36 protein-coding genes, 1 tRNA gene and 1 pseudogene are annotated in these 23,364 nt (G+C 61.7%); 19 read left to right on the forward strand and 19 right to left on the reverse strand.

Annotation, left to right across the window (positions count from 1 at the left end; genetic code table 11):
• Positions 1-17 precede the first annotated feature (17 nt).
• From pheT to BLR77_RS18665, 4 genes are all read left to right on the forward strand, one after another.
• The gene (gene pheT / locus BLR77_RS18650) at positions 18-2,396 is read left to right on the forward strand and encodes a phenylalanine--tRNA ligase subunit beta (RefSeq protein WP_074680605.1); all 2,379 of its coding nucleotides are present in this window, start codon (positions 18-20) and stop codon (positions 2,394-2,396) included.
• A 3-nt stretch (positions 2,397-2,399) separates the two neighbouring features.
• A complete protein-coding gene (gene ihfA, locus BLR77_RS18655) occupies positions 2,400-2,702 on the forward strand; it encodes an integration host factor subunit alpha (protein ID WP_003243414.1) in 303 nt (100 codons plus the stop codon).
• The gene (locus BLR77_RS18660; RefSeq protein WP_013716019.1) at positions 2,683-3,039 is read left to right on the forward strand and encodes a MerR family transcriptional regulator; all 357 of its coding nucleotides are present in this window, start codon (positions 2,683-2,685) and stop codon (positions 3,037-3,039) included. Before ihfA ends, BLR77_RS18660 begins: the two co-directional genes overlap by 20 nt.
• 75 nt (positions 3,040-3,114) lie before the next feature.
• A tRNA-Pro gene (locus BLR77_RS18665) sits at positions 3,115-3,191 on the forward strand.
• Between the two features lie 73 nt (positions 3,192-3,264).
• Here BLR77_RS18665 and BLR77_RS18670 read toward each other — a convergent pair.
• The 19 genes and pseudogenes from BLR77_RS18670 to BLR77_RS18745 all read right to left on the reverse strand — a co-directional run bounded on the left by BLR77_RS18670 (position 3,265) and on the right by BLR77_RS18745 (position 14,940).
• Positions 3,265-4,446, reverse strand: a complete 1,182-nt coding sequence (locus BLR77_RS18670) for a tyrosine-type recombinase/integrase (RefSeq protein ID WP_074680607.1) — start codon at positions 4,444-4,446, stop codon at positions 3,265-3,267.
• A gap of 356 nt (positions 4,447-4,802) precedes the next feature.
• Positions 4,803-5,084: a hypothetical protein gene (locus BLR77_RS18675; RefSeq protein WP_074680609.1), complete on the reverse strand. Its 282-nt coding sequence runs from the start codon at positions 5,082-5,084 to the stop codon at positions 4,803-4,805.
• A gap of 3 nt (positions 5,085-5,087) precedes the next feature.
• On the reverse strand, positions 5,088-6,248 hold the full coding sequence (locus BLR77_RS18680) for an RNA-directed DNA polymerase (RefSeq protein ID WP_083366086.1): 1,161 nt from the start codon (positions 6,246-6,248) through the stop codon (positions 5,088-5,090).
• Between the two features lie 203 nt (positions 6,249-6,451).
• Positions 6,452-6,808, reverse strand: a complete 357-nt coding sequence (locus BLR77_RS18685) for a four helix bundle protein (protein ID WP_074680611.1) — start codon at positions 6,806-6,808, stop codon at positions 6,452-6,454.
• Positions 6,809-6,862: 54 nt separating this feature from the next.
• Positions 6,863-7,468 carry an Lcl C-terminal domain-containing protein gene (locus BLR77_RS18690; protein ID WP_074680613.1) on the reverse strand — a complete coding sequence of 202 codons (606 nt, stop codon included), beginning with the start codon at positions 7,466-7,468 and terminating at the stop codon, positions 6,863-6,865.
• 89 nt (positions 7,469-7,557) lie between these two features.
• The gene (locus tag BLR77_RS18695) at positions 7,558-8,169 is read right to left on the reverse strand and encodes an Lcl C-terminal domain-containing protein (protein WP_074680615.1); all 612 of its coding nucleotides are present in this window, start codon (positions 8,167-8,169) and stop codon (positions 7,558-7,560) included.
• Between the two features lie 22 nt (positions 8,170-8,191).
• Positions 8,192-8,800, reverse strand: coding sequence for a 3'-5' exonuclease (locus BLR77_RS18700; RefSeq protein WP_074680617.1), 609 nt, complete (start codon positions 8,798-8,800; stop codon positions 8,192-8,194).
• Positions 8,801-8,863: 63 nt separating this feature from the next.
• Positions 8,864-9,625: a hypothetical protein gene (locus tag BLR77_RS18705; protein ID WP_074680619.1), complete on the reverse strand. Its 762-nt coding sequence runs from the start codon at positions 9,623-9,625 to the stop codon at positions 8,864-8,866.
• Positions 9,626-9,637: 12 nt separating this feature from the next.
• Positions 9,638-9,838: a hypothetical protein gene (locus BLR77_RS18710; protein ID WP_074680621.1), complete on the reverse strand. Its 201-nt coding sequence runs from the start codon at positions 9,836-9,838 to the stop codon at positions 9,638-9,640.
• Positions 9,839-9,852: 14 nt separating this feature from the next.
• Positions 9,853-11,484: a YqaJ viral recombinase family protein gene (locus BLR77_RS18715; RefSeq protein ID WP_074680623.1), complete on the reverse strand. Its 1,632-nt coding sequence runs from the start codon at positions 11,482-11,484 to the stop codon at positions 9,853-9,855.
• Positions 11,471-12,226, reverse strand: coding sequence for a recombinase family protein (locus BLR77_RS18720; RefSeq protein ID WP_074680625.1), 756 nt, complete (start codon positions 12,224-12,226; stop codon positions 11,471-11,473). The genes BLR77_RS18715 and BLR77_RS18720 overlap by 14 nt, the downstream gene beginning before the upstream one ends.
• A 54-nt stretch (positions 12,227-12,280) precedes the next feature.
• Entirely contained in the window at positions 12,281-12,406 is a 126-nt protein-coding gene (locus BLR77_RS25830) for a hypothetical protein (protein WP_274379662.1), read from the reverse strand.
• The gene (locus BLR77_RS18725; RefSeq protein WP_074680627.1) at positions 12,403-12,660 is read right to left on the reverse strand and encodes a hypothetical protein; all 258 of its coding nucleotides are present in this window, start codon (positions 12,658-12,660) and stop codon (positions 12,403-12,405) included. Before BLR77_RS18725 ends, BLR77_RS25830 begins: the two co-directional genes overlap by 4 nt.
• A complete protein-coding gene (locus tag BLR77_RS25200) occupies positions 12,657-12,818 on the reverse strand; it encodes a hypothetical protein (protein WP_162275018.1) in 162 nt (53 codons plus the stop codon). The genes BLR77_RS18725 and BLR77_RS25200 overlap by 4 nt, the downstream gene beginning before the upstream one ends.
• An 8-nt stretch (positions 12,819-12,826) precedes the next feature.
• Positions 12,827-13,168 carry a hypothetical protein gene (locus BLR77_RS18730; protein WP_074680629.1) on the reverse strand — a complete coding sequence of 114 codons (342 nt, stop codon included), beginning with the start codon at positions 13,166-13,168 and terminating at the stop codon, positions 12,827-12,829.
• Entirely contained in the window at positions 13,165-13,443 is a 279-nt protein-coding gene (locus tag BLR77_RS25205; protein WP_139203044.1) for a hypothetical protein, read from the reverse strand. Before BLR77_RS25205 ends, BLR77_RS18730 begins: the two co-directional genes overlap by 4 nt.
• A 36-nt stretch (positions 13,444-13,479) precedes the next feature.
• Positions 13,480-13,580, reverse strand: a pseudogene (locus BLR77_RS18735).
• 93 nt (positions 13,581-13,673) lie between these two features.
• Positions 13,674-13,877, reverse strand: a complete 204-nt coding sequence (locus BLR77_RS18740; protein WP_074680631.1) for a hypothetical protein — start codon at positions 13,875-13,877, stop codon at positions 13,674-13,676.
• 400 nt (positions 13,878-14,277) lie between these two features.
• Positions 14,278-14,940: a helix-turn-helix domain-containing protein gene (locus tag BLR77_RS18745; RefSeq protein WP_074680633.1), complete on the reverse strand. Its 663-nt coding sequence runs from the start codon at positions 14,938-14,940 to the stop codon at positions 14,278-14,280.
• A 90-nt stretch (positions 14,941-15,030) separates the two neighbouring features.
• Here BLR77_RS18745 and BLR77_RS18750 point away from each other — a divergent pair, with 90 nt between their 5' ends.
• The 15 genes from BLR77_RS18750 (at position 15,031) to BLR77_RS18815 (ending at position 23,338) form a co-directional block, all read left to right on the forward strand.
• The gene (locus BLR77_RS18750; protein ID WP_074680635.1) at positions 15,031-15,234 is read left to right on the forward strand and encodes a helix-turn-helix domain-containing protein; all 204 of its coding nucleotides are present in this window, start codon (positions 15,031-15,033) and stop codon (positions 15,232-15,234) included.
• Positions 15,235-15,236: 2 nt separating this feature from the next.
• A complete protein-coding gene (locus BLR77_RS18755; protein WP_074680637.1) occupies positions 15,237-15,545 on the forward strand; it encodes a CII family transcriptional regulator in 309 nt (102 codons plus the stop codon).
• Positions 15,546-15,547: 2 nt separating this feature from the next.
• Positions 15,548-16,516: a DnaT-like ssDNA-binding domain-containing protein gene (locus BLR77_RS18760; protein WP_074680639.1), complete on the forward strand. Its 969-nt coding sequence runs from the start codon at positions 15,548-15,550 to the stop codon at positions 16,514-16,516.
• Positions 16,458-17,030 carry a hypothetical protein gene (locus BLR77_RS18765; RefSeq protein WP_074680641.1) on the forward strand — a complete coding sequence of 191 codons (573 nt, stop codon included), beginning with the start codon at positions 16,458-16,460 and terminating at the stop codon, positions 17,028-17,030. Before BLR77_RS18760 ends, BLR77_RS18765 begins: the two co-directional genes overlap by 59 nt.
• Positions 17,023-17,466: a RusA family crossover junction endodeoxyribonuclease gene (locus tag BLR77_RS18770; protein ID WP_074680642.1), complete on the forward strand. Its 444-nt coding sequence runs from the start codon at positions 17,023-17,025 to the stop codon at positions 17,464-17,466. The genes BLR77_RS18765 and BLR77_RS18770 overlap by 8 nt, the downstream gene beginning before the upstream one ends.
• On the forward strand, positions 17,466-17,771 hold the full coding sequence (locus BLR77_RS18775) for a hypothetical protein (protein WP_074680644.1): 306 nt from the start codon (positions 17,466-17,468) through the stop codon (positions 17,769-17,771). Before BLR77_RS18770 ends, BLR77_RS18775 begins: the two co-directional genes overlap by 1 nt.
• Positions 17,713-18,144, forward strand: a complete 432-nt coding sequence (locus tag BLR77_RS18780) for a hypothetical protein (protein ID WP_139203046.1) — start codon at positions 17,713-17,715, stop codon at positions 18,142-18,144. Before BLR77_RS18775 ends, BLR77_RS18780 begins: the two co-directional genes overlap by 59 nt.
• Positions 18,145-18,214: 70 nt before the next feature.
• Positions 18,215-18,625 carry a hypothetical protein gene (locus tag BLR77_RS18785; protein ID WP_074680646.1) on the forward strand — a complete coding sequence of 137 codons (411 nt, stop codon included), beginning with the start codon at positions 18,215-18,217 and terminating at the stop codon, positions 18,623-18,625.
• Between the two features lie 3 nt (positions 18,626-18,628).
• Positions 18,629-18,847: a hypothetical protein gene (locus BLR77_RS18790; protein WP_074680648.1), complete on the forward strand. Its 219-nt coding sequence runs from the start codon at positions 18,629-18,631 to the stop codon at positions 18,845-18,847.
• Entirely contained in the window at positions 18,844-20,466 is a 1,623-nt protein-coding gene (locus tag BLR77_RS18795) for a portal protein (protein ID WP_074680650.1), read from the forward strand. The genes BLR77_RS18790 and BLR77_RS18795 overlap by 4 nt, the downstream gene beginning before the upstream one ends.
• Positions 20,463-20,714 (forward strand): Bbp19 family protein, encoded by a 252-nt coding sequence (locus BLR77_RS18800; RefSeq protein ID WP_074680652.1) that lies wholly within the window; start codon positions 20,463-20,465, stop codon positions 20,712-20,714. Before BLR77_RS18795 ends, BLR77_RS18800 begins: the two co-directional genes overlap by 4 nt.
• The gene (locus BLR77_RS25495; protein ID WP_156085552.1) at positions 20,711-20,875 is read left to right on the forward strand and encodes a hypothetical protein; all 165 of its coding nucleotides are present in this window, start codon (positions 20,711-20,713) and stop codon (positions 20,873-20,875) included. Before BLR77_RS18800 ends, BLR77_RS25495 begins: the two co-directional genes overlap by 4 nt.
• Entirely contained in the window at positions 20,872-21,726 is an 855-nt protein-coding gene (locus BLR77_RS18805) for a hypothetical protein (protein WP_074680654.1), read from the forward strand. Before BLR77_RS25495 ends, BLR77_RS18805 begins: the two co-directional genes overlap by 4 nt.
• 178 nt (positions 21,727-21,904) lie before the next feature.
• Positions 21,905-22,768 carry a phage capsid protein gene (locus tag BLR77_RS18810; protein ID WP_074680656.1) on the forward strand — a complete coding sequence of 288 codons (864 nt, stop codon included), beginning with the start codon at positions 21,905-21,907 and terminating at the stop codon, positions 22,766-22,768.
• Between the two features lie 45 nt (positions 22,769-22,813).
• Positions 22,814-23,338, forward strand: a complete 525-nt coding sequence (locus BLR77_RS18815) for a hypothetical protein (RefSeq protein ID WP_074680658.1) — start codon at positions 22,814-22,816, stop codon at positions 23,336-23,338.
• Positions 23,339-23,364 lie beyond the last annotated feature (26 nt).

Consider the following 23,364-nt stretch of genomic DNA (forward strand, 5'->3'; position numbering starts at 1 on the left):
TAAGGAGAACAGACAACATGAAATTCAGTGAACAGTGGCTGCGCAGCTGGGTGAACCCCGACGTATCCAGCGAGGATCTGGTCGCGCGCCTGTCCATGGTCGGCCTCGAAGTCGACGCGGTACAGCCGGTAGCCGGTGCCTTCAGTGGCATCGTGGTCGGTGAAATTCTCAGTGCCGAACAACATCCGGACGCTGACAAGCTGCGTGTATGCCAGGTTAGCAATGGCAGCGAGACCTTCCAGGTCGTTTGCGGCGCGCCCAATGCCCGCGCCGGTATCAAGGTTCCGTTCGCCATGATCGGCGCCGAACTGCCGGGCGACTTCAAGATCAAGAAGGCCAAGCTGCGTGGCGTGGAATCCCAGGGCATGCTGTGCTCGGCTTCCGAGCTGCAGATCAGTGAGGACAACAGCGGCCTGATGGAACTGGCGGCAGATGCCCCGGTTGGCCAGGACATCCGTGCCTACCTGAGTCTGGATGATGCGAGCATCGAGATCGGCCTGACTCCCAACCGTGGCGACTGCCTGTCGCTCGCTGGCCTGGCCCGCGAAGTGGGTGCCATGTACAGCGCCGCGGTTTCGCCAGTCGCTATCGACGCCGTTGCGCCCGCGCATGACGAGGTACGTTCGGTCGAGGTGCTGGCGCCCAAGGCCTGCCCGCGTTATCTGGGGCGGGTGGTGCGTAACGTCGACCTGTCCCGTCCGACTCCACTGTGGATGGTCGAGCGCTTGCGCCGTTCCGATATCCGCAGCATCGATGCGGCGGTGGATATCACCAACTACGTGATGCTCGAGCTGGGCCAGCCGATGCACGCCTTCGACCTCGCCGAGATCAACGGTGGCATTCGCGTGCGCATGGCGGAAGAGGGCGAGAAGCTGGTGCTGCTCGACGGTCAGGACGTCAGCCTGCGTGCCGATACGCTGGTCATCGCCGATCACAACCGCGCCCTGGCCATCGCTGGCGTGATGGGCGGTGAGCACAGCGGCGTGAGCGACAAGACCCGCGACCTGTTCTTGGAAAGTGCCTTCTTCGACAACATCGCCGTGGCCGGCAAGGCCCGCTCCTACGGCCTGCACACCGACTCCTCGCACCGTTTCGAGCGCGGCGTTGATTCGCAACTGGCGCGCAAAGCGATGGAGCGCGCGACCGCGCTGCTGCTGGAAATCGTCGGTGGCGAAGCTGGTCCTATCGTCGAGGTCAGCAGCGAAGCTGATCTGCCGAACGTGGCACCTATCACTCTGCGTGCCGAGCGCATCAGCCAGATGCTGGGCATGGACATGGATGGCGCCGAGGTCGAGCAGCTGCTCACTGCGCTCGGCCTGGGCGTGAGCGCTCAGGGCGCCGGCCAGTGGCTGGTCAGCGTGCCGAGTCATCGCTTCGATATCAGCCTGGAAGTGGATCTGATCGAGGAACTGGGCCGCCTGTATGGTTACAACCGTCTGCCGGTGCGTTACCCACAGGCCCGCCTGGCGCCGCAGGCCAAGGCCGAAGCGCGGGCCGAGCTGCCGGCGCTGCGCCGCTTGCTGGTTGCCCGTGGTTATCAGGAAGCGATCACCTACAGCTTCATCGATCCCAAGCTGTTCGAGCTGTTCACCCCTGGCGTAGAGCCGCTGCAACTGGCCAACCCGATTTCGGCCGACATGGCCGCCATGCGTTCCTCGTTGTGGCCGGGCCTGGTAAAGGCGCTGCAGCACAACCTCAACCGTCAGCAATCGCGCGTGCGGCTGTTCGAAGGCGGCCTGCGTTTCGTCGGTCAACTGGAAGGCTTGCAGCAGGAAGCCATGCTCGCCGGCGTGATCACCGGCAGCCGTCAGCCTGAAGGCTGGGCCAATAGCCGCGATAGCGTCGACTTCTATGACCTGAAAGCTGATGTCGAGGCGCTGCTGGGCTATGCCGGCGCGGCCGATGCCTTCAGCTTCGTGCCGGGCGAACATCCTGCTCTGCATCCGGGTCAGACCGCGCGAATCGAGCGTGAAGGGCGCTTGGTCGGTTTCCTCGGTGCTCTGCATCCTGAGCTCGCCAAGACCCTGGGTCTGGATCAGCCAGTGTTCCTTTTCGAGCTGGTATTGGCGGAAGTTGCCGCTGGTCGCATGCCCGCATTCAGCGAATTGTCGCGCTTCCCCGAAGTGCGTCGTGACCTGGCGTTGCTGGTCGACCGCGAGCAGCCGGCCGAGGCGGTACTGGCAGCAATCCGTGAAACAGCGGGCGAATGGCTGACGGACCTCAAGCTATTTGACGTCTATCACGGTAAAGGTATTGATCCGCTTAGAAAAAGCCTTGCCGTCGGCTTGACCTGGCAACATCCATCGCGCACTCTTAATGACGATGAGGTGAGTACTACTACGCAAAATATCCTCACCTGCCTCGAACAAAGGTTCAACGCCACGTTAAGGAAGTAGCGTATGGGGGCTCTGACGAAAGCTGAGATGGCGGAACGTCTGTATGAAGAGCTCGGCCTGAACAAACGGGAAGCCAAGGAACTGGTGGAGCTGTTTTTTGAAGAGATCCGCCAGGCTCTTGAGCTGAACGAACAGGTCAAGCTGTCCGGGTTCGGCAACTTCGACTTGCGCGACAAGCGCCAGCGACCCGGCCGTAACCCGAAAACAGGGGAAGAGATTCCAATCACGGCTCGCCGTGTGGTCACTTTTCGTCCAGGGCAAAAATTGAAAGCCAGGGTCGAGGCCTATGCTGGAACCAAGTCATAACGACGAACTACCGGCAATTCCCGGCAAACGCTACTTCACCATTGGTGAGGTCAGTGAACTCTGCGCGGTCAAACCCCACGTTCTACGTTACTGGGAACAGGAATTCCCGCAGCTGAACCCGGTAAAGCGGCGGGGCAACCGTCGCTACTACCAGCGTCAGGATGTGCTGATGATCCGGCAGATTCGTGCGCTTCTGTACGATCAGGGCTTCACCATTGGCGGCGCACGTCAGCGTCTTTCTGGTGATGAAGCCAAGGACGATACCACCCAGTATCGTCAGCTGATCAAGCAGATGATCGCCGAACTCGAAGATGTTTTGCACGTGCTGAAGAAGTAAGGCGAAGAAAAAGTTGCCTTATTTCAAAAGCTTAATGTATAGTTCCTCCCGCTTTCGGTCACCCGAAAGCATCGTCGGGGCGTAGCGCAGCCCGGTAGCGCACTTGCATGGGGTGCAAGGGGTCGAGTGTTCGAATCACTCCGTCCCGACCAATAACCTCAATGACTTAGCCACCTTCGGGTGGCTTTGTTATTTCTGGGGCCAGTGACTTTCCAAGTGACTGCCCTAAATTTGCCTCCTTTTCAGAATCGTCAGCGCCGGGGCGCGACTGTCGGTTACTGACACCTTGTTGGCTGCATCAATCAGCTGGTCCAGCTCCGCCGCAGAGTAGTGGCTGGTGATGCTCCCGTTCTTGTGGCCCAATAGGGCCTTGCGATCCTCTTCGGTTACTCCCGCCGCCCTGAGCCGTCTGCCAAACGTGTGCTTGAGGTCGTGAATCCGCAGTGATCGATAACCAGGGTGGGCTGGTGTGCCGTGGGCTTTCTCCCACTTCGCAGCAGCTCTTACCCTGGCCTTCTTCCAGGCGCTGTCGTTCATCCGGTGAACCGGTGTCGGCCCGTAGTCATCGGGCTGGCCATACGGGAACACCCATACCGGATGCATCCCGCGCTGACCGTCGATGACACGCTTCGCCACGTCGTTCAGCACCACCAGGCGATCCTCGCCATTCTTGACACCCGACTTCTCATGCCGCCCGCCGAACCCGTCCGGTATCAGGAACACGCTGGTGTTCAGCTCCGGTACGGCAATCTCCCAATCCCAGCGCAACTTGCACACTTCCTGTTCCCGGCACCCGGTGTTCACCTTGTACAGCGCCATGCGCTGCAGATGGTCGGGCAGCTCGGCAAATAGCGCCGATTGCTCGTCCCATGAAATCGGGTACGGCTTGCGGCTGGCCTTCTTCTCGTTCAGCTTCGTGATCATCGGCACCGTGTCGAGCCATGGCCGCTTCTGATCATCGCGCCATTTCCTGGCACACAGGTTCAGTACGCGAATCACGCGCTCGAGCGCGATGTTGATCGTCCTGGGGCTGGCCGGCTTGCCGGTCGCTGGGTTCTGCCGGTCGTGGATGTAGGGCGCAAGCGCATCGTCATCCACAAACGGCAACGGCAGATCGCCGATATACGGGTCGAGCTGCTCCAGGTACAGCGCCGATAGCCTGATTGACGGCTGATCCTTGAAGTCCAGCAGGAACTTGGTGGCAGCCTCGCGCCAGATCTTCACCTGGCGCACGCCATATACCTTTTCGTTCCGCTTCTTCTCCAGCAGGTGGATCAGGTATTGCTCCGCTTCTTCCCGGTCACAAGTTCCAGTGCTCTCCTGAATTCGTTCTCCTTTGTAGATTTTGTCGATCTTCCAGATGCCGTTCGGCTGCTTCTGGAGGCCGGTGATTGTCTTTCTGGCCATGGCAACTCCTGTTTGCCCTGGCGCTCGCTGCGGGACTGATTGTTGCCCCCGGCGCCTGGGTTTTCAATTGCGGATGGTGCGAGCGCTGCATCGACCCAGGCGTCAAGCTCTTTTCGGTCGAAGCCGACGCCCTGGGTTCCGATGCGAAACTCGCGGATGTTCGGCCTTACCGACCGGTTGAACTCGTTGCGACACATGCCGAGATAGGCGGGGGCGTCCTTTGCCCTGATGATTCGCGGCTGTAGCGCGGACTGAGGCGCCACTGCTGGCGCGATAGCCTGAATTGCGGGCATGGGAATACCTCCGCCGACGAGGCCGGCGCTGTGATTGGGTGACGGTGGTTGGTCGCTGGATGGTTAGTGCGGGGCGGTTTCGATCATGGTGATGATGTGGTCGAAGCCTTTGACGATGCTCAGCGGGCGGCCCTTGCTGGCTGCCCGCAGCTTGGCGATCAGCGATTCACGGCCAACCGGGGAGCGCAGCAGGGCTTTGCAGGCGTTGACGATGTCCACGGCATCGCGCTTGCCCTCGTTGAACATCACCTTGTTAATGGGCTCGCTGATTGGCTTGCGCACCAGGTCGTTGGCCATGGCGCGCAGCTGCTTGCGGTCTGCGGGATTGAGTGCTGGGCGGATCATGGTTCACCTCTTCGGATAGGTCTTAGTCAGTGCGCCATTCACTGTGTGGCCGCGCTTGAGGATCAGGCGCGCCAGGGCGGCGCGGTCTTTCTGGCTATGGCTGGCCTGTCGGAGCAAGCCGAAATAGCTGTTCGCGGTTTCGTGTAGGTCTTCATCGCTGGACGCTGCCGTGCGGCGCAGCGCTTCGGTGACAGAGCGCTTACGTGTTGTCCTGCGCCATGGCCTGATGACGTGACCAACGAAGTCGACGCCCCTATCTACTGGCTGCAGGATGGTTTTCTTCGGATTGAGTTTGGCGCCGAGCGTCGGCAGAAAGGCCTCTATCTCGGCAAGCCAGGCGTTCAACTGCTGCGGTGATTCATGCAGCAGGATGAAGTCATCGACATAGCGCACGTAGTGCCGGCAGCGAAGCTGGTGCTTCACGAACTGGTCCAGGGCATCCAGGTACACATTCGCGAAGAACTGGCTACTTAGGTTGCCGATCGGCAGGCCAAGGCTGGCAGGCTGAGCAATCAGGCGCTTGTGCTGCGGTACCCGGTTGAATAAGCCAGCCGGGCTGCGCACGGTGTAGTTAGCACGCGGGTCGTGCCAGAGCACCTGTAACGCAAGCCGGCGCCACCATGGTTCGTCGATCCTCCTGCGCAACTGCCGGTCAAGTACGCGCTTGTCGATTGCCACGAAGAAGTTGGCCAGGTCGCATTTCAAATAGAACACCGGCTTCGACCAGTTCTGGCTGGCGCTCCTGATCTTTGCCTCAAGGTGCTGGGCGGCGTACAGCGTTCCGCGCCCTGGTATGCACGCGCAACTGTCTGCAATGAAGGTGCGCTCGATGCCAGCGCCAATGCGGTTGTACAGGAGGTGGTGAACGATACGGTCGCGAAAGTCTGCGGCCCATACCTCCCTTGCCTTTGGCCGGGTCACCACGAAACAGATTGAGCTGCCAGGCCGATAGGTGCCGGCCAGCAGTTCGTCGTAAAGCTGAGTTAGGTTCCGCTCGAGGTCGGCCTCGAATGCCAGCGCGCTGGCGCTGTTGCGCTTTGAGCGCCGGCAATCGTAGTAGGCCTGCACCAGCTCCTCGAACGGGAAGGGCGCAACAGTTGGATCTGCGGACGGGCCGAACACGGAACTCGTTGTTCTTGTCGTTGTTGTTCTGATTGCCATCATCGAAGTTCATGTTGAATGCGTTGTTGGCGGAGCGCTGCGACCCATCGTGCTATCTACGTCGCCCCGCCGATTGCTCAGCAGGGAAACTGCGCGAGACCTGCGCGGACGCTTTAGACCGGTGGTATCTCGTATGCGCATGGCGGTGGCCAGTTGGCCAGCGGCACGACCAGATTCAAATCGCACAGACCAGATCGCCGTAACGATCAGGTAGCGGGCGCGGTTGCGGTGTAGCGTTTCCAGGCGTTGGCCTGTTTGCCGATGGAGGCGGTGAGCTGGATGGCTGCGGCATGCTGCTTGACGCTGATGAACCGCTTTTCCTTGAACAGCCGGAGAAGAAATTCGATCACCTGCACGCGCTCGACGAGCACTGACAGGTGCTGCTGCTTCTCCCTGGCTGCGTTTGCCCTGGCGATCAGCACCATTACCTCGATGCACTCGTCGCGAACCTTGGCGCCCAGCCCTGCCTTGAAGTCTCGCGGGATGTTGCGCGTTACGTCGGTGGCGAGGCTGAGCAAGTCGAACGCGACTTTGTGAATTGGCAGGTCTGTGTGCATTGCCATTGCTGGTTCCTTCCAGAAATCACCGCCCGCAAGCGGGCGGATTGAATGATTGAATTACTGAATTAGCTCGCTGCGGACGGGCCGAACACGGAACTCGTCGTACTTGCCGCCGTAGGTCTGAAGGCCATCATCGAAGTACATGTAGAACGCGTTGCTGGCGGAGCGCTGCGTGCTGCTCCAATACGCTCGCGGCTGGAACGCCTCTTGGCCACCGACCTTGAATGCTTCGAAGCTGGTCTGTACCGGCGATTCCTCGCTGTACAGGCCGCCAGGTGGAACGCTGGAGTTGTTCTCGCCGTCACGGTTCCAGGCGTAGTTCGCGTCGGTCGTTGGCTTGAAGTGGCGATACTGCAGTTCCTGAACGTCGCGGGCTGGAATGGCCCAGTCGGTGAAGCCTTCGATGTCGAGCCCCAGCACCTTCTGCGCGATATCGCTGCCAGCGGCCGCCATGGCTTCGGTGTTGGCGCGACTATCCGTCAGGCTGCTGGCGCCATCGACTTTCTGTCCGTACTCGCCCCATTCGCCAACCAGTTCGTATGAAGCCGGGGCCGTGATTACGGCATAGCGCTTGCCATCCTGCTGATAGAAGCCGGTGACGAAGCCGCCGCCGTAGGCCTGGCCAATCTGAAGAGCGATAGGGTTTACCTGTGCTGCTTGCATGGGTGATACCTCTTTTCGGGCAACAAAAAAGGCGCTGCTGCGCCCCTGTGGAATTAATGGCCTATCGGCCAGAACGAATTAACGAATGATCAAATGAAGTGTCTGCGGACGGGCCGAACACGGAACTCGTAGCTCTTGCCGCTGGTGCCCTGACCGCCATCACCGAAGTACATGGAGAATGCGGTGTCGGCGGAGCGCTGCGTGCTGCTCCAGTACCAGCAGTTCGTCGCGAACAGATTCTGCGTATACAGCCAGCACTGATACAGCTCAGCGGCTGCCGGCAGGTGGAAGTCGCTGTGACCATCGGCCTCGTACTTGCTGGCGGCCAATGCTGCTGGGTGCTCGCCTTCTTTCATCAGGGCCTGGGTATTGGCGAAGCCATCTGTCTTGCTGGTTGCTGTCGACTCTTCGCCGTAGCGCCCCCACTTGTGATTGCCAACATCTTTCGCCGAGACGATCAGGTAATGAGCAGGCACACCGTCTCGAGCTGGAACGAAGCCAGCGTTGTGGCCGCCCTGGCCAGGCCAGTATTCGCCCAGCGCTGGAATCTCTGCGGTGCTCGCCGGCTCCAGGCTCTGAGCCTGCTGCGGCACGCCGATCTGCGCCAGCGCTGCAGCGATGAAGGTCGATGCAACCACATGCGCAGGCACCTGCAGCTTGATGCCTTCCGGAGTGGTGATCTTGATGGTTTCACGTTTCATGATTGGGTTCCTTGCGTGAAAGTCAGGCAGCCTTGAGCTGCTGCAGGGCGAAGTAGATCCGGGCGCACGCCTCGGTATCCGGTCGGGCGCGGTGGCCGCCGACCAGCTCTTCGCCGGTGAAGTGCAGCAGGGCCTCTGCCACGGTGGGGTTCTTGAACTGGTTGCCGAAGCCTGCGGCGACCATCTTCGCCGTCGGCGGGCACTGCACCAGGTTCTTGCTGTTCAGGCAGGTGCAGTAGTTGGGGCCTGCCTTGAAGGTGTCCGCCGTCTCTTCGTCGAAGTAGCGCAGCAGGCCGATGCGGGTGATGCGGTCATCGAACGCCACGTTGTGCGCAACGCGTAGCCCGGCCTGCTGCCAGATGCCCAGGAAGCCGAGCCAGGCCTCGACCTCTGGAATGCCCTCGGCCAATGCCATTTCGGTGGTGATGCCGTGGATAGCAGCAACGTCGTCGGGGATTTCCCAACCATCGGGCTTGACCAGGGTTTCGAAGCTGTCGACCAGCTCGCCATTCGGGGTGTAGAGCAGGGCGCAGATATCGACGATATGTGGTTGGCGCGGGTCGGTGCTCGGCAGCTTGAAGGCCGGCAGGCCGGTGGTCTCGGTGTCGAAGACGCAGATCAATTGGGGCATGATGGCTTTCCTTGGGGCAAAAGAAAGCCGCCCGAAGGCGGCTGTGGTGGCGCTGACCGGCGATCAGCTCGCGTCTGCGAACGGCAACACCTTGTAGGTGTAATCGGCGCTGTTGGCTGCGTCGCTGTTCTCGACGGCAATGACGCCTTGTTCGACCAGCTGGAACAGCAGGGAGGTGGCCTTGCTGCTGTCGACGGCCAGGTGCTGCTGCAGGAAGGTCAGATCGATGCTGTCGCCAGACTTGCGGACCAGCTGGGTGACCTCGTCGAGGGTGATTGCGTTGAGGTCGTCGAGCAGGGTGCCAGATCCCGCTTCCTGTTCTTCTTCATCGCTGCCGGACGGTTTCAACCCCATGCCTGCCGCCAGCTCGGCAGCAGACAACGGCAACTCATGTTGATCACGATCCGGCTTGATTCCGTCCAGGCCTTCGCCGTATTCGTCTGGCGCCATCACCAGCATGCAGAGACGGCCAGCACTATCGACCAGGTCATGCTTGCGCGGGTCCTTGCCATCGACCGATAGGGTTACGGTCAACTTCTTCTCGTCGACCTGGACACGCTTCACGTCGACAGGAACAGCAGCAACGCCGTTGGCGGCGATGATGCGGATTGCCATTTTGACGGCGTCCTTCACCGCCAAGGTAACCCGCTCGATGACTTCCTGTTGGCCCTGCTCGCTCAGGCTGCCATAGACGGCGGTCTGGCCTTTGAGCTGGTCGATGGTGAGTTGTACCAGGTCATGCTCCAGCAGTTCGCTGGCCATTTCTGCGGGGAACAGGCCTTCGCTCTCGGCGCGTTCGATGATGGCGCGGTGTGCAATCTTCATACGGTGGATTCCTCAGCTTTTGGCGATGCGTTCAAGCGTCTGCCGCTGGGCAGCGCTCAGGTTGGTGCGCGGGCCATACCGCTCGAACTTGGCCCGCATGTCTTCGGTGAAGGTGATTTCCCAGGCGCCGCTGGCATGGAGTTCGGCGGCTGCCAGCAGCGCGATGAACTCTTCAACGCGGTCGTAGGTTTCTTCGACGGTGATGGCGGCCATGCCGGTCTCCTGTATCAGGCGACCTTGCTCAGCTGGACGCCCTGGATGTGGTTGATGAGAGCAGCGCAGATGCGCGGGAAGTCGCTGGTACGGTAGAGCTTGGCGGCACGCTCCTGACCAACTGGCTCGAAGCCCAGCGAGGACAGGAAGTCAGCAGTCAGCGTGAAGCCGAGGCGACTGGTGATGTCGCCCAGCTTGATGCGCTGGCCGTTGTCTGCCTGCTGAACGGCTGCTGGAGTGATTGCCACCGTCTGTTCGCGGTCAATCTCTTTGGCGACCTCGACCAGATCGCTCGCCTGTTCAACGGCCTGCGCCTGGAGCGGTTGCGCTGCAGCCTGTGCCTGCTGCTCTGCGACGCGACGTTTCTCGGCTTCCGCTTCTTCGTGCTCGCTGATGCGGGTCTTGATCAGTGCGACCAGATCGTCGTTGGCTTTCAACACCAGGTCTTGCGCATCGTGGAACAGGAAGCCGTGCGCGCGGGCCAGCTCGTTCAGGCTGGCGATGTTGGCGCGGATGCCATCGCCCACGCGGCTTGCTTCGATCTTCGCCCGGGCCAGCTCGGTGTCTGCGGCTTCCTTGAGGCTGGCGACGGTCTTCTTGCCCTTGATGGCGTTGGCGAAGTCGGCCGGAACCTTGGGCATGCGAATCTTGCCGCCGAGGGTGGCGTTGATCTGGTCGATGTGATCCTGCAGGGCCTTGGCCGCGGCGATCACAATCTCTTCGCGGATCGACTTCTTCCGGCTCTCAACCATCTTGTTCAGCTCCAGCCGCTTGGCACGGGTCTGGGCGCTGATTTCGTCGATGGTGCGGAAGACCTGGTCGATGTCGGTGGTCTGCCCGAGGATCTGCTGCTTGACCAGCTCCAGCCGCTCTTCGACATCGCCGCACCACTTGACGGTCTTGTCAGCGTCGGCGAAGTCCTGATCGCTTTCGAGCGTGGTGTTGATGTTGCCCAGGACGGCCAGCGCGTGGCGCTTGAACTCGTCTAGGTTGGATGCCTTGACCATGCCGGTGACCTCGACGCGCAGCGCCGGCAGCTGCTCCGGCGCCAGGCCAACCGCTTCGACCTTGGTTTCCTGCGGCACGAAATCGGCCAGCTCTTCCTCGAACTGCTTCCAGCCGGCGATCAACTGCTCGGCTCGGCCTGGTACCGGGCGGTATTCCATGTGCTCGAAGTTCGCTCGGGTGCCATCTGAGCAAACAAAGATCACGCGCTCAGCACCGCTGACTAGCAGTTGTTGCTCAAGCTGCCAGTAGTAGTGCGGTTCGAGTTCCTCGGTGCGTACCTGGTAGGCCACCTTCTCGTTCCAGAGCTTGTGCTCGAACAGGGTGTCGCCGAGCATCGTGGCGCCATCCAGGCTGGCCAGCAGATTGCCGCTGGTGCCGACGATGGGGAACAGCTCTTCGCCGATCAGCTCTTCGACCAGGGGGCGGGCCATTTCCTCAGTGGCATGGCCCAGGTCGAACAGGTTCTGTTGCGCTGCGGTTACCTCCGGCACGATGCCGGTCTTCTTCATGGCTAGCAGGTCGCTGCGGCTCTGGTACTTCGAGGCGCCCATCATCGCGGGCGCCTCCGAGGCAGTGAAGTGGCTGGCGCGAAGGGCATGCCACTCGGGCGTGCCCTGCTGGACGTTATGGATTTTCATGGGTGGCCTCTCCTTCGATGGCTGCCAGCTTCTGGATACGGCTGATTTGCTCGTCGCTCAGGGTGTATTTCGATTGCAGGAAGGCCTGCAGATCGTCGGGGGTGGTCTTGCCGTCGTTCACGCCCTTCTGCCAGGTCGGCAGCATCGACTCGAACTTCGTCTGGTCGTAGCTGGGCAGCGTCTTCGGCGCCTCGGCCTGGCGGGCCGGTCCGACTTCGCGTTCGGTGGGTGTGTCCATCAGCTCTTCGGCGACCGGCATGCCGCGCAGCACGTCGGGGAACACGTCGCGCAGAGCGAAGGCACGGGCACGCATCTGGCGCATGCGCTTGGGGTACTGGCTCCAGGGGCCCTGCTTGCCGGCCAGGCCTGCCAACTTGGCGTCGGCCATGCTGAACGTGCGGACCTGCTCTTCTTCGCCGCGGCGCTTCACCCGGCAGGTGGCCGTCTCGCCGTCGTCGTTCTCGTAGACGTATTCACACAGCGGCGAGCTGCGGACCAGGGCGATCACGGCGTCACCCCAGAGCGACGGGCGCCCGTTGATAACGGCGATGTTCTGCATGGCCTGCATGGGCTGCAGGCCCAGCTCCATGCCCCATTGGATGGCCACCAGGACGTTGCCAGGCTTGCGCTGGTAGTCCTTGGGCACGATGTCGGCCTGGGACAGGTGATCGGCGAAGCGCAAGGCCTCGTCGATGTTCTGCGGCATCAGACTGAAGGTTTGTTTGATGGCTAGATCGGACATGACTTTCTCCCGCCGCGCCAAGCGCAGCGAATAGGTGGGGATGGGGAAGGGTGTTCAGTTGGCGGCGTGCGGCGGCTGACAGTAGGCCGGCGGCCTGCCGATGAGATCGATCAGCGGGTCTTGGCCGAGAAAGAGAATCACCAGGACGGTGGCGCAGATGTAAGCAACGGCCTCTTTCACGGCTCACCCCTTGCTTTCGCGATGGCTGCGCGGGCCATGTCGAATTCGACCGTGGCTCGATCTGCTACTCGGACAACGGCTTCCAGCGCCTCAAGAAGGTCAGGAGCGGCGGCGATCAGGCAAGCGTCTGGCTCACTCACATCCAGCCAAGCGCACCCCGCATATTCCTCTGGCGCACACGGGCCGACTTGAACGATGGTTCTGCCATTTTGCGCCTTGTGGATTTCCCAAGGCCCAGGCGTGTGCTTGCTCATGCCTTCACCTCGAAACGCAGCACGCACAAGCCGCCGCTGATGCTGGTGAATACGGGTTCGCCGTAGCCGTAGCGGGCGGCCAGCTCACGCGCCTGGGTCAGCGTCTTGCCGGCGACTTCTTCGAACTGGGCGGTTGGCTTCTTCGCTGCAGTGTTCATGTCGTGCCTCATTGGGTGAGCCATAGAAGTTGTCCTTCTGCCTCGTCGCGCTTGTCGTAGAGCATCCGCTCGGCGACTTCCTTGGCGAGTTTGTGATAGCTGAAAGGGGTCATGCCGCCGCGTGCCAGGGCCCAGTCAAGTGCAAAGCTCTTGTCCGCCTGGTCGGCTTCGTTGCGGGCGATCGAGAACTCGGCGATGAAGTCAGCAACCTTTACCGTGCTGGTGTCGAAGCCGAGCAGCAGGGTGCGGACCCCGCTCTTGAGGTAGTCCAGGCCTTCCGGCGTATCGATCCACGGGGTTCGTGGTTCGGAGTTGTCGTGCCGGTGCTGGCATTGCTGTAGTGCGTTCATGCTGCCTCCGGCCAATGGCTGTTGATGCTCTTCTTCGCGTAGATGGAGAGCCGCTCAAAGCTATTCACTGACCCGCAACCTGGCATGGTGCCTTCCAGCTCCACGCAGGCTTTGATATCGCAGCGGCGAGAGCACACCCAGCCACCGTAGTGGCAGCGCTTCACTTCGCCTTTCGGGTCAGGGTGGAAGGCAAGGCCAGCTTTCCACGACGGCGAGCCGCGAAGCTTGAGGCCGCACCCTCGGCATACCGCCTGGGTATCAGTGCAATGGTGCATGTGCGTGATCCTCGCTATGTGCGTGGATGGGGAATGTGGAGCGGACAGCAGGACTCGAACCTGCAACCTCCATGGGGATGAGCGTCTGTCTACCGGTCGACGCGCGCTCGGTGCTCTGCCGATTGAGCTATGTCCGCAAAAAAGCCCCGGTGTGAGTGGGGCAATACCGTGGTAGCAAGCGATGCAGAGCATCCCAATGCGCCCTCGGTGGAAGGCGCATCAGTGATGGTTCATTTCCCGTTTGCCCAAGCCTCACCAGCCGCCTTGGCTTCATCCAGCGAGTCAAACCATTCGGTGTCAGGGCTGAAACCGCACCCACGCCACCAGCGGACAAGCTGAGCCTTGGTGTTGAAGATGTTGATGCTGGAACGGCGATGGTCATCGCAGGAACCGTAATGGGTGATTCCGCAGTAGATCTCTGACCAGGCTTTCATATGGACTCCCTCCGGTTGGTTTCCCGGATGGCCCTGTCGCCAAGGCCATCGAGGAAATCGGTCTATCTGGGCGCTGTTTCTGGCCACCTGCGCCTGGGCCTGCTTTCGCATCTCGGGGAGCCTGTGGCTCCGACAGACCACCGCGCCCTCTGGCCGTGGTCACTCGGTTAGGCGGTGCTCGACGCTGCGCACCCGGGGTGAGGCTTCCCCTGTACCGAATCGGGGCTTCGGCTCGCTGCCCAGGCCATCCGGTTGGTGGGTGGCTTGGGTGCAAATTTAGAAAACTAAACAAAGCGCGTCAAGAAGAAAATTTAGAAAGCTAAACGCGACGGGCGGCATGCATTTCCAGCGGGCACAAAAAAGCCCGCTCACGGCGGGCTCATAGGGCGGCGTGCTTCGTTTACATGGCGCCGCCGCGCCAAACAATCTTCCCGATGATGTCGACACCGCGCATGCCCTCCGCACTGATCGGCATATCCGGGTATCGCGTCTTGTCCTGGTTGTCAGATCGGATGATCCAGCCGCCTGATATCTCGCGGATCAGGCGCTTGAAGATTACTTCCTGGTCGGCATCGTGCATCGCAAACATGCTGCCGCTGGTTGGTGACTTCGACGAAATGTCGATCAGCACCACGTCGCCATCGGTCAGCGTCGGCCAGTTGCTCTCGCCGTGATTGTAGGCGACGCACAGTTTCTCGGGCTTGAGGCCCATGCGGCGCAGCCAATCGCGCTTGAATGCCAGGCCGCCGACCACCTCGATATGGTCGTTGATATAGCCGTTGCCCGACGAACCCTTGGCGCTCAACTGGTTGATCAGCGCGTAGTCTGAGTCGAACGATGGGTCGGCGTGCTCCTGATCCGGCGTCCCCTTGCCTGTCATCAGCCAGTTTTCGTTGCAGCGCAGCGCCTTTGCCAAGGCGACGAGCTTCTGGCCGGTCGCCAGGTTAGAACCTGATGTCCAGTGCGATACGGCGCCCTTTGAGACGCCAACCGATGCTGCAAGCTCAACGGCGCTGATCTTGAGCTCTTTCATGCGTGCTTTGACGCGATCTGAGAATTCCATGTTTAGGATGCTAAACATCATCTGGTTTAGTTGCCTTGCGTTCGTCGGTTTACTTTTCTAAACTCCGCCAAAACCAGCGGAGATATGGCAATGACCTATCAAGAAGCGCTCGACCACTTTCACAGTGGCAGAGCTATCGCAGACGCCCTGGGGCTGACCCCCGGCCGCGTCTCGCAGTGCAAGACCGCCGGCGGCTTCTCCTACCAGCAGCAATGCGTGCTGGAGAAGGCATCCGACGGTGCGGTCAAGGCTCGGCATGAGGATGTGCCGGCTCAACAATCGTCGGTGGCCTGACCATGTCGACGGAGACATTGAGCCAGGACCAGACGGTAAGGGCCCGCAAGAACTACAGCGTTCTCATGCGGGCACTTGCATCGGTCGGCAACGCGCCGGTTGCGCTTGCAGTCGGTTGCGACGAGGCGACGATCAGCCGGATGAAGCCCGAGAAGTTCGAGCAGTTCTGCCAGATCCTGGCGGTGCTTGACCTCAAGGTCGTGCCCAGTGACATGCGCTGCTTCAACGAGCGCGACATCGAGACGATCCTGCACCAGGCCAAGCGCTGGATGGAGCACGTCCAGGGCATTGATCAGCTGGAGTTCGACTGATCATGGTCGCAATCCGGATCGACGACGCCGAGTGGGAGCTGCTTGCGGGTGAACCTGCAGAGCTGACGAAGCTGTACATCGCTATCAAGCGGCGCATGGACTTCGCCACAGGTATTGCCGGCCACAAGACGCTGCTGAGCGAGATAGTGCTGCGCGAGGGGTTCACCGTTGACCCCATACCAGGGCGCCCCAAGCCCAAGCCAATCACCCGCGAAATGTACCGATCAGCCGTGCGACGCCTGGAAAAGCTGGGGTTGCTGGTGACGATCGGCACCATGGTTTACCAGTTCCCGCACGCTCGTAGTGATGCTTCGCCCAAAACAGCTACAACCGAGCTACAACCAGCCGCGCAACCACAGCAACAACCAACGGGTGACAGGTTACAGCCCTCTGAATACGCGGCCTCCAGCGAAATAGAAGGCGAGCAACAACCAGAGCAACAACCGTATTCCTCGCCGATTAACAACCTACTTCCGGAATCCGGAGATCCTATGATGGTGTTACAGCGCGCGAGGCAATTTCCGATGCCTCTCGAAGGCTGGAGCCCCATCGCCAAATCGTTCAAGGCAATCGCCTTCAAGAACGCCGTCCCGTTGTCAGCGCTCACCACCGAGCGACTGAACGCCTTCTGCAGCTATTGGCACGTCAGGCCAGAGAAAGAGCAGACCCAAGCCCAGTGGGAATACCAACTGGTCGATCACCTCAAGAAGCAAATCCAGTTCGCCGCCAATAGCGAGGCCAAACCCTATGGACAATCACGATCCGAAGAAGCCGCAGCACGCCGGGGCTCTGGCAAGCGTTCACTCTCTGCCGTCGAGCAAGTCGAAGCCGCAATCGCAGAGCAACGAGCAGAGCTCGCCAAGCCAAGTGGAGCCGCTATCGCTGATTCTGATGGAGAAGCTCTGGAAAACGATGGTGGAGACCTACGGCCACCGCTGGACGGCGAATTTTGGCGCGAAGCCGAGGCCTGATCACGCCTGGGCGAAGCATCTGACCGGCATCACCGGCAAGCAGATTGCCAACGGTCTGGCCCAGCTCGGTGGCCTGAACAACGACGGATGGCCACCGAGCGCAACGCAGTTCCGCAGCATGTGCCTGCAGATGCCTGGTATGCCCAGTGAGTCCGAAGCCTGGGAACAGGCACTACGCGGCGAGTACAGCCACGACATCGTGCGCATCGCTGCAGAGAAGACAGGGACCTTCGACCTCAAGTCCGGGCGACTGACCGACAAGGCCCTACGTGAACGCTTCAACCGCAATTTCGCCATTGTCAGGGCTCGCGCCGTCATGGGTAAGCCGCTGGACGACAGCATTCCCGATGGCATCGAGCACGAGGAAAAGACCCCGATGCAGGTCCAGTACGCACATACGCACCAGCAGGCCCGCGACCTGATCACCGCGCAGAACATCCCAACGGACGGCCAGCAGGCTCGCAAGCTGCTGCTGGCACGGATGGGTATCAAACGGGGAGACCAACATGCATGACCTCAAGCCAGTTTCGTTCGTGGTGCCAGGGGAGCCGGTAGGGAAGGGCAGGCCACGGGTCGGCAAGGTCGGCAACCATGCGCGCCTGTTCACGCCGAAGAAGACGGCCAACTATGAGTCGTTGATCGCCGTGGTGGCGCAGCAGGCCATGGCCGAACGCGAGCTGATCGCCGGCCCGGTGCTGATGGAGCTGCGCATCGTTCTTCCGGTGGCCGCGTCCTGGTCGAAGAAGAAGGCCGCCGCCGCGCTCGCCGGCGAGGTGATGCCGACCAAGAAGCCGGACGCCGACAACGTGCTCAAGGCTATCTGCGACGGCATCAACGGCATCGTCTTCCGCGATGATGTCCAGGTGGTGAACGTGTCCATGTCCAAGCGCTTCGGCGATACGCCTGGCGTTTCGGTCCGTGTCGTTCCGCTGGTGGGGGAGTGTTCGTGATGGATTTAGTGGGTGGAATGGCGGCTGACCTGGCCGCGTCTGCGTACAAGATCACCGATGCCGCTGTTTTAGATGCGGTGAACGGCCGTATCGGGAAAGCCATTGCCATCGATGCGATGAAAGCCAGGATGCACGCGCGCAAGTACCCGGAGTTCACTGACTTCTTTCTGGATGGGTTGGCGCTGATCAGGGTGTATGCGCCGACTCTGAAGATGGAAGGCGGGTCGATCACCGTGGTGGTGAAGCATGAGCGCCTTGTCGCTCAGCCTGACCCAGCCTCGCGCGCGTGCGCGTTTGGGGGCTAGTCAGATGGCCACCGCGGCGAACCAGTACCAGCTCGACCTCGGCATCACCGCCAAGGTTGAGCCGGCTGTTGTCGCTCGCCCGGTGGCCCCACAGCCTGCGCCAAAGCCTGCTACACGCCGGCAGGAGCTGGATAAGCATCTGGATTGGTTCCAGGTCATCAGCGACCTGTCGCGCCACGGCTACAGCGCCAAAGCCATCGCCGACCGCGTTGGGGTGCCAAAGTCCACGCTGCTGGGCTGGAAGCAGGGCGCAGAGCCGCGTTACAGCGAAGGGCGGCGCCTGATCGAGTTCTGGTGCGAGATCACCGGCAAGGCCGAGACCAAGCTGCCCTTGGTCGATGCGTCATGCTGGTGGGCGTACCACGCCAAATAGTCGGGAACCCGTCCACCCCATCCGCTGATGCTGGCCCTCGTTGATCACCCAACCGAACGAGGACAGCGCGATGCCAGCTCCCGAGACCCTGAATATCCAGCAGCCTGGCGAGCCCGCCAAGGCAAGCACCGAGACCGGTGACACCAGTGGCCAGCAGACGCAACAGGTCACCACGACTACCGAGGCCCCTGCAGCGCCGGCTTACAAAGCGATCCACAAGGGCGGTGGCAAACACATCATCGTCGATGCCGATGGCAACCAGGTCGGCGACTTCCGTGGCGACAAGAACGAAGCAGCGGCAGAGATTGCCCGTCTGGTTGCCGGTGGCGAGCCGCTGACCAAGCCTGCACCGCCTGCCAACGACCAGGGCGACGAGCCGTCCGCCAAGGCCAGCACTGCCAACGTCGACCCCTTCAAGATCAAGCAGCCCGTGCTCACCGAAGAGGGCTGGGTGTGCCCGGCGCCCAAGGTGGAGGGCTGATCCATGGGGAGCAAACCGAAAAAGCCCAAGGTGGTCGAGCAGCCAGACCCGAAGGTCGAGGCCGAGAAGGCAGCCAACGAGGCGGCCGCCAAAGCCAACACCGAACAGGCCACGCGCAAGAAGCGCAAGGCCGATAGCTCGCTGCTGTCCAGTGCCGGTGGCGCCCGTGGCGACCTGTCCGGCTCCCTGCTTTCCTCCGGTAAGGACACTCTCGGCTCATGAGTAATGCAATCGCGGACAAGATCATCAAGCGCCTGGGTGTGCTCAAAGCGTTGCGCCAGCCGCATGAGCCGGTCTGGCGCGATTGCTTTGACCATTCGTACCCGATCCGTGGCGATGGCCTGCAGGGGCTGAACCTGAACAACGCCCACGACGTGCAGTCGCGTATCGCCCGGCTGGTGGATTCCACGCTGACCGACGCGGCTCGTCTACAGGCGTCGTCGATCATGTCCGGCATCACGCCGGCGAACTCGCGCTGGTTCAGCCTGGACGTTGGCAACGAGAGCGACGACGAACGCCGCTGGCTCGACGACAGCGCCCAGGTGCTGTGGGAGAACATCCACGGTGCCAACTTCGACAGCGCCGCTTACGAGGGCATGATCGACGAGGTGTGCGCCGGCTGGTTCGTGATGTACATCGACCAGGACCGGGAGCGGGGCGGCTTCCAGTTCCAGCTCTGGCCAATCTCGGCGTGCTTCTTGGCGGCCAGCAAGGAAGGCCAGCCAGTAGACATCGTCTACCGCTGCTACAAGCTCACCGCCGAGCAGGCGCTGAAAGAGTTCGGTGAAGAGAACCTGTCCGCCGATCTGGCCAAGGCAGCACGCGAGAAGCCCGACGATCAATTTGAGTTCGTGCACGCCATTGAGCCGCGCCCGACCTATGTGGTTGACGCCAAGCTGGCCAAGAACCTGCCGGTAGCCTCGTACCACATCGAGGTCCAGGGCCGGAAACTGGTGCGCGAGTCCGGGTATCACGAAATGCCGTGCGTTGTGCCGCGCTGGATGATGATCCCGAACAGCGTCTATGCCATCGGGCCGGTATCGGATGCGCTGCCTGATGCTCGCACCCTGAATCAGGTGGTGCGCATGGAGCTGGCCGCAGCCGATCTGGCAATCGCTGGCATGTGGATCGCCGAGGACGATGGCGTGCTCAACCCGCGTACAGTCAAGATCGGCCCGCGCAAGGTCATCGTGGCCAACAGCGTCGACAGCATGAAGCCGCTGCAGAGTGGCTCTGATTTCAACGTGTCGTTCACCAAGGCCGATCAGCTCCGGTCGCAGATTCGCAAGATCATGATGGCCGACCAGCTGCAGCCCCAAGACGGCCCAGCCATGACCGCCACTGAGGTGCATGTGCGCGTTGGCCTGATTCGTCAGCTGCTGGGCCCGGTCTATGGCCGCCTGCAGGCCGAGTACCTGCAGCCGCTGATTTCCCGTTGCTTCGGCATCGCCTACCGCGCTGGCGTTTTCGCGCCGGCACCAGAGAGCTTGGTCGACCGAGACTTCACCGTCCGCTACATCAGCCCGCTGGCCCGTGCGCAGAAGCTGGAGGAAGTGACCGCTATCGACCAGTACGTTGCCGGATGCGCTGCAGCTGCACAGATGCAGGCTGGCGCAGGAATGCAGCCGGACGCGCTCGACAACGTCGACCTGGACGAGGCCGCGCGCTACCGAGGCGAAGCCCTTGGCGTTCCCTCGCAGATCATCCGCAGCGAAGCGGACGTGGAGGCAAGGCGCGAGCAGCGGGCACAAGAACAGCAGGCAGCCCAGCAGCAACAGGCCGAGATGCAGATGCAGCAGATGGCCGCTCAGGGCGCCATGCGTCAGGCGGGTGGCCAATGATCCAGCTCACCACCGAGCAGATCGACGCGATGTTCAAGCGCGTGTTCGAAGAGCACCACGAAGGCCGGATCATCCTCGAGGTGCTCATTCGTCAGTTCGGCCACGCGAAACCAGCAGTGGAGGGCGGCATCGACGCCGTTCTCAAGACCTACCGCGCCATGGGTAACCGGGAAGTGGTGGACAACATCGTGCTCCGCATCAACCGCGCCAACGGCGTGAATGACCAACCCGACGAGGAACCAGAATGAACGATGCAGCCATAACCAAAGCCATGCTGCTTGCCGAGCTGCTTGCCCGCGCCCAGGGCGCACGTAATAACGCGCTTGGCGAGAGCGAGCGAAAATCGCTGGACGCGTCCTGCGAGAAGCTGGCCAAGGAACTTGAAGCCACCACCGGGGGTGCTGAATGAACCTGTTCATCCACCGCATGATGGGCCACTACCTGATGAACGAGGCGCCGGCAGCCGATGCCCCACCTGCTGCAGCTCCCGCAACGCCACCAGCGGCCACACCGCCAGCCGACGGCGGCAACCTGCTGAACCAGGGCGCCGACAACGACTACATCCCCGAGAAGTACCGCGTCAACGGCGCTGATGGGAAGCTCGACATCAACGCATCCAGCCGCAAGATGGCCGAGGCCTACAGCAACCTGGAGAAGCGCGTTGGCACCGGCGATCTGCCTCCCAAGTCCGTCGACGACTACGCGCCGAAGCTGGAGGTCGAGGGCTTCGACTGGGAAGAGTTCAAGAAGGACGAGTCTTCGCAAGCGTTCCTCAAGGGCGCCCATGCCAAGGGCCTGACCAATGCTCAGGTCGAGTACGTGCTGGGCGAGTACCTCAAGGCAGCGCCGCAGCTGCTGGAGGGTTCTGCGCTACTTGATCAGCAGGGCGCTACCGAGGCGCTCAAGGGCGTATGGAAGAGCGACGCCGAGTTCAAGGGCGGCCTGCAGTCGTCATATCGTGCCGTGCAGGGCTTTGCCGATCAGGGTGAAGGCCTGGGCAGTATGGCCAACCTGATGACCAAGTTCGGCAACGACCCGGACTTCATCGCGTTCACGGCACGCATTGGTCGCGAGATGAGCGAGGACACCGTCCCGGGTGGCCAGGCAGTGAGCGAGGCGGACTTCACCACGAAGGCCGCAGAGCTGCGCACCAAGCTGCAGGGCATGTCGCAGGAAGACCCGCAGCGCAAGAGCGTGCAGGCCGAGCTGGAAGCCCTCTACAAGCGCCAATATCCCTCCGGCAACAGCCGATTCAAATAGTCGGGAAACCGACCGACCCCCACCGCGACCATCACAGGCAATCCCGCAAGGGCCGGCCTGTGGTGGCGCACAGATACCCGGAAACGCCCCAAGGCTGCAGCGCCGATGCAGTCAGGTATTCCGGCCCCTAGTGGACACCCGGCAGGCATGAACCCCGATACCACTAGGAGTGAATCTCATGTCCTTCCAGATCACCGAAGCGTTTGTCCAGCAGTTCGCTGACAACTTCCGTCACCTGGCTCAACAGATGCGTTCGCGTCTGGAGCCCTGCGTCTCCATCGAGCCGAACATCGTCGGCATGTCCAAGTCCATCAACCGCCTGGGCCAGCGTACCGCGCAGCGCCGCACCCAGCGCCACGGTGACACCCCGATCAACGATCAACCGCACTCGACCCGCTTCGTCGACCTGTTCGACTGGGAAGACGGCGACATGATCGACGACCAGGACAAGATCCGCATGCTGGTCGACCCTCAGTCGGATTACGTCAAGGCCATGGTGGCCAGCCTGAACCGCGCCAAGGACGACGTGATCATCACCGCACTGGGCGGAAACTCGCGCAGCACCACCGGCAACATCGTGTTGCCGAGCGCGCAGAAGATCGCCGTGGGTGGCACTGGCCTGACCAAAGCCAAGATCATTCAGGCCCGTCGCCTGTTCCGCAAGAACGAGGCGGACAACCACAACGGTGAGGAACTGTTCATCACCTACACCGCCGCCGCAGCTGCCGACATCCTGGCCGATGCCACCCTGACTAGCGCCGACTACATGGCCGCCAAGTTCCTGCAGGAAGGCGACGTGGAAGGCAAGTGGATGGGCTTCACCTGGATTCCGTCCGAGCGCACCCCGCTGTCCAGCGGTACCCGCATGCTCTACGCCTTCGCGAAGTCCGGCGTAACCCTGGGCAAGGGCGCCGACATCACCACCAAGGTGGGCGAGGACCCGGGCAAGGGCTTCAACACTCGCGTCTACGCCAAGATGTCCATTGGCTCTGTGCGTGTTGAAGAAGAGAAGGTCGTGGAGATCGCGGTAACCGAGTCGTAAGGCTCGGTTGCTCACTCCCCATCAGGATCAGCAGGAGAAATCACCATGGCTGTCGTAACCACCAAATCCACCGCCGTCACTGCCGGCGATGCATTCCCGCAAACCAACACCAACCAGAAGATCCACGGCGGTCGCCTGCGCGAGTCGCTGGGCGTCGTCGAGGCTGTATCCGGCGATTCGATTGGCTCCCAGTACCGCCTGGCCCGCGTCAACTCCGGCGACCGTATCTCGCGCGTGCTGCTGTCGTGCGATGCGATCACCACCTGTGCTGCTGACGTGGGTGTCTACGACATTGCGTCGGTCAATGCCGGTGCGGTCGTCGACGCTGACTTCTTCGCTTCGGCGCAGTCGCTGGCCAGCGCCCTGGTCAACCAGGACGTGACCCACGAAGCCGATGCGGCAGACGCTGGCGCAGGCTTCGGCCTGGCCGATGTCGAGAAGCCGCTGTGGCAGGCACTGGGCCTGGCGTCCGACCCGGGCAAGCAGTACGACATCGTTGCAACCCTGACCGCCGCCGCTGGCTCTGCCGGCACCGTTGCTCTCAAGGTGCAGTTCGTCAACGGCAACTGATCATCAGGCCCGCCCGCCAAGGACGG

This window comes from Ectopseudomonas alcaliphila (genome assembly GCF_900101755.1).
Taxonomy (GTDB): Bacteria; Pseudomonadota; Gammaproteobacteria; order Pseudomonadales; family Pseudomonadaceae; genus Aquipseudomonas; species Aquipseudomonas alcaliphila.

What these genes read in the sequence shown, in the direction of transcription:
- BLR77_RS18680 (WP_083366086.1), bottom strand. Translation starts at nt 6,248, where the DNA reads ATGATGGCAATCAGAACAACAACGACAAGAACAACGAGTTCCGTGTTC.
- BLR77_RS18800 (WP_074680652.1), top strand. Translation starts at nt 20,463, where the DNA reads ATGATCCAGCTCACCACCGAGCAGATCGACGCGATGTTCAAGCGCGTG.
- BLR77_RS18700 (WP_074680617.1), bottom strand. Translation starts at nt 8,800, where the DNA reads ATGCCCCAATTGATCTGCGTCTTCGACACCGAGACCACCGGCCTGCCG.
- BLR77_RS18805 (WP_074680654.1), top strand. Translation starts at nt 20,872, where the DNA reads ATGAACCTGTTCATCCACCGCATGATGGGCCACTACCTGATGAACGAG.
- BLR77_RS18815 (WP_074680658.1), top strand. Translation starts at nt 22,814, where the DNA reads ATGGCTGTCGTAACCACCAAATCCACCGCCGTCACTGCCGGCGATGCA.
- BLR77_RS18785 (WP_074680646.1), top strand. Translation starts at nt 18,215, where the DNA reads ATGCCAGCTCCCGAGACCCTGAATATCCAGCAGCCTGGCGAGCCCGCC.
- BLR77_RS18730 (WP_074680629.1), bottom strand. Translation starts at nt 13,168, where the DNA reads ATGAACGCACTACAGCAATGCCAGCACCGGCACGACAACTCCGAACCA.
- BLR77_RS25205 (WP_139203044.1), bottom strand. Translation starts at nt 13,443, where the DNA reads ATGCACCATTGCACTGATACCCAGGCGGTATGCCGAGGGTGCGGCCTC.
- BLR77_RS18740 (WP_074680631.1), bottom strand. Translation starts at nt 13,877, where the DNA reads ATGAAAGCCTGGTCAGAGATCTACTGCGGAATCACCCATTACGGTTCC.
- BLR77_RS18770 (WP_074680642.1), top strand. Translation starts at nt 17,023, where the DNA reads ATGCATGACCTCAAGCCAGTTTCGTTCGTGGTGCCAGGGGAGCCGGTA.
- BLR77_RS18765 (WP_074680641.1), top strand. Translation starts at nt 16,458, where the DNA reads ATGGTGGAGACCTACGGCCACCGCTGGACGGCGAATTTTGGCGCGAAG.
- BLR77_RS18715 (WP_074680623.1), bottom strand. Translation starts at nt 11,484, where the DNA reads ATGAAAATCCATAACGTCCAGCAGGGCACGCCCGAGTGGCATGCCCTT.
- BLR77_RS18790 (WP_074680648.1), top strand. Translation starts at nt 18,629, where the DNA reads ATGGGGAGCAAACCGAAAAAGCCCAAGGTGGTCGAGCAGCCAGACCCG.
- BLR77_RS18795 (WP_074680650.1), top strand. Translation starts at nt 18,844, where the DNA reads ATGAGTAATGCAATCGCGGACAAGATCATCAAGCGCCTGGGTGTGCTC.
- BLR77_RS18705 (WP_074680619.1), bottom strand. Translation starts at nt 9,625, where the DNA reads ATGAAGATTGCACACCGCGCCATCATCGAACGCGCCGAGAGCGAAGGC.
- BLR77_RS18660 (WP_013716019.1), top strand. Translation starts at nt 2,683, where the DNA reads ATGCTGGAACCAAGTCATAACGACGAACTACCGGCAATTCCCGGCAAA.
- BLR77_RS18710 (WP_074680621.1), bottom strand. Translation starts at nt 9,838, where the DNA reads ATGGCCGCCATCACCGTCGAAGAAACCTACGACCGCGTTGAAGAGTTC.
- pheT (WP_074680605.1), top strand. Translation starts at nt 18, where the DNA reads ATGAAATTCAGTGAACAGTGGCTGCGCAGCTGGGTGAACCCCGACGTA.
- BLR77_RS18755 (WP_074680637.1), top strand. Translation starts at nt 15,237, where the DNA reads ATGTCGACGGAGACATTGAGCCAGGACCAGACGGTAAGGGCCCGCAAG.
- BLR77_RS18690 (WP_074680613.1), bottom strand. Translation starts at nt 7,468, where the DNA reads ATGCAAGCAGCACAGGTAAACCCTATCGCTCTTCAGATTGGCCAGGCC.
- BLR77_RS18685 (WP_074680611.1), bottom strand. Translation starts at nt 6,808, where the DNA reads ATGGCAATGCACACAGACCTGCCAATTCACAAAGTCGCGTTCGACTTG.
- BLR77_RS18745 (WP_074680633.1), bottom strand. Translation starts at nt 14,940, where the DNA reads ATGGAATTCTCAGATCGCGTCAAAGCACGCATGAAAGAGCTCAAGATC.
- BLR77_RS25200 (WP_162275018.1), bottom strand. Translation starts at nt 12,818, where the DNA reads ATGAACACTGCAGCGAAGAAGCCAACCGCCCAGTTCGAAGAAGTCGCC.
- BLR77_RS18780 (WP_139203046.1), top strand. Translation starts at nt 17,713, where the DNA reads ATGAGCGCCTTGTCGCTCAGCCTGACCCAGCCTCGCGCGCGTGCGCGT.
- BLR77_RS18725 (WP_074680627.1), bottom strand. Translation starts at nt 12,660, where the DNA reads ATGAGCAAGCACACGCCTGGGCCTTGGGAAATCCACAAGGCGCAAAAT.
- ihfA (WP_003243414.1), top strand. Translation starts at nt 2,400, where the DNA reads ATGGGGGCTCTGACGAAAGCTGAGATGGCGGAACGTCTGTATGAAGAG.
- BLR77_RS18810 (WP_074680656.1), top strand. Translation starts at nt 21,905, where the DNA reads ATGTCCTTCCAGATCACCGAAGCGTTTGTCCAGCAGTTCGCTGACAAC.
- BLR77_RS25495 (WP_156085552.1), top strand. Translation starts at nt 20,711, where the DNA reads ATGAACGATGCAGCCATAACCAAAGCCATGCTGCTTGCCGAGCTGCTT.
- BLR77_RS18750 (WP_074680635.1), top strand. Translation starts at nt 15,031, where the DNA reads ATGACCTATCAAGAAGCGCTCGACCACTTTCACAGTGGCAGAGCTATC.
- BLR77_RS18720 (WP_074680625.1), bottom strand. Translation starts at nt 12,226, where the DNA reads ATGTCCGATCTAGCCATCAAACAAACCTTCAGTCTGATGCCGCAGAAC.
- BLR77_RS18695 (WP_074680615.1), bottom strand. Translation starts at nt 8,169, where the DNA reads ATGAAACGTGAAACCATCAAGATCACCACTCCGGAAGGCATCAAGCTG.
- BLR77_RS18775 (WP_074680644.1), top strand. Translation starts at nt 17,466, where the DNA reads ATGGATTTAGTGGGTGGAATGGCGGCTGACCTGGCCGCGTCTGCGTAC.
- BLR77_RS18760 (WP_074680639.1), top strand. Translation starts at nt 15,548, where the DNA reads ATGGTCGCAATCCGGATCGACGACGCCGAGTGGGAGCTGCTTGCGGGT.
- BLR77_RS18670 (WP_074680607.1), bottom strand. Translation starts at nt 4,446, where the DNA reads ATGGCCAGAAAGACAATCACCGGCCTCCAGAAGCAGCCGAACGGCATC.
- BLR77_RS18675 (WP_074680609.1), bottom strand. Translation starts at nt 5,084, where the DNA reads ATGATCCGCCCAGCACTCAATCCCGCAGACCGCAAGCAGCTGCGCGCC.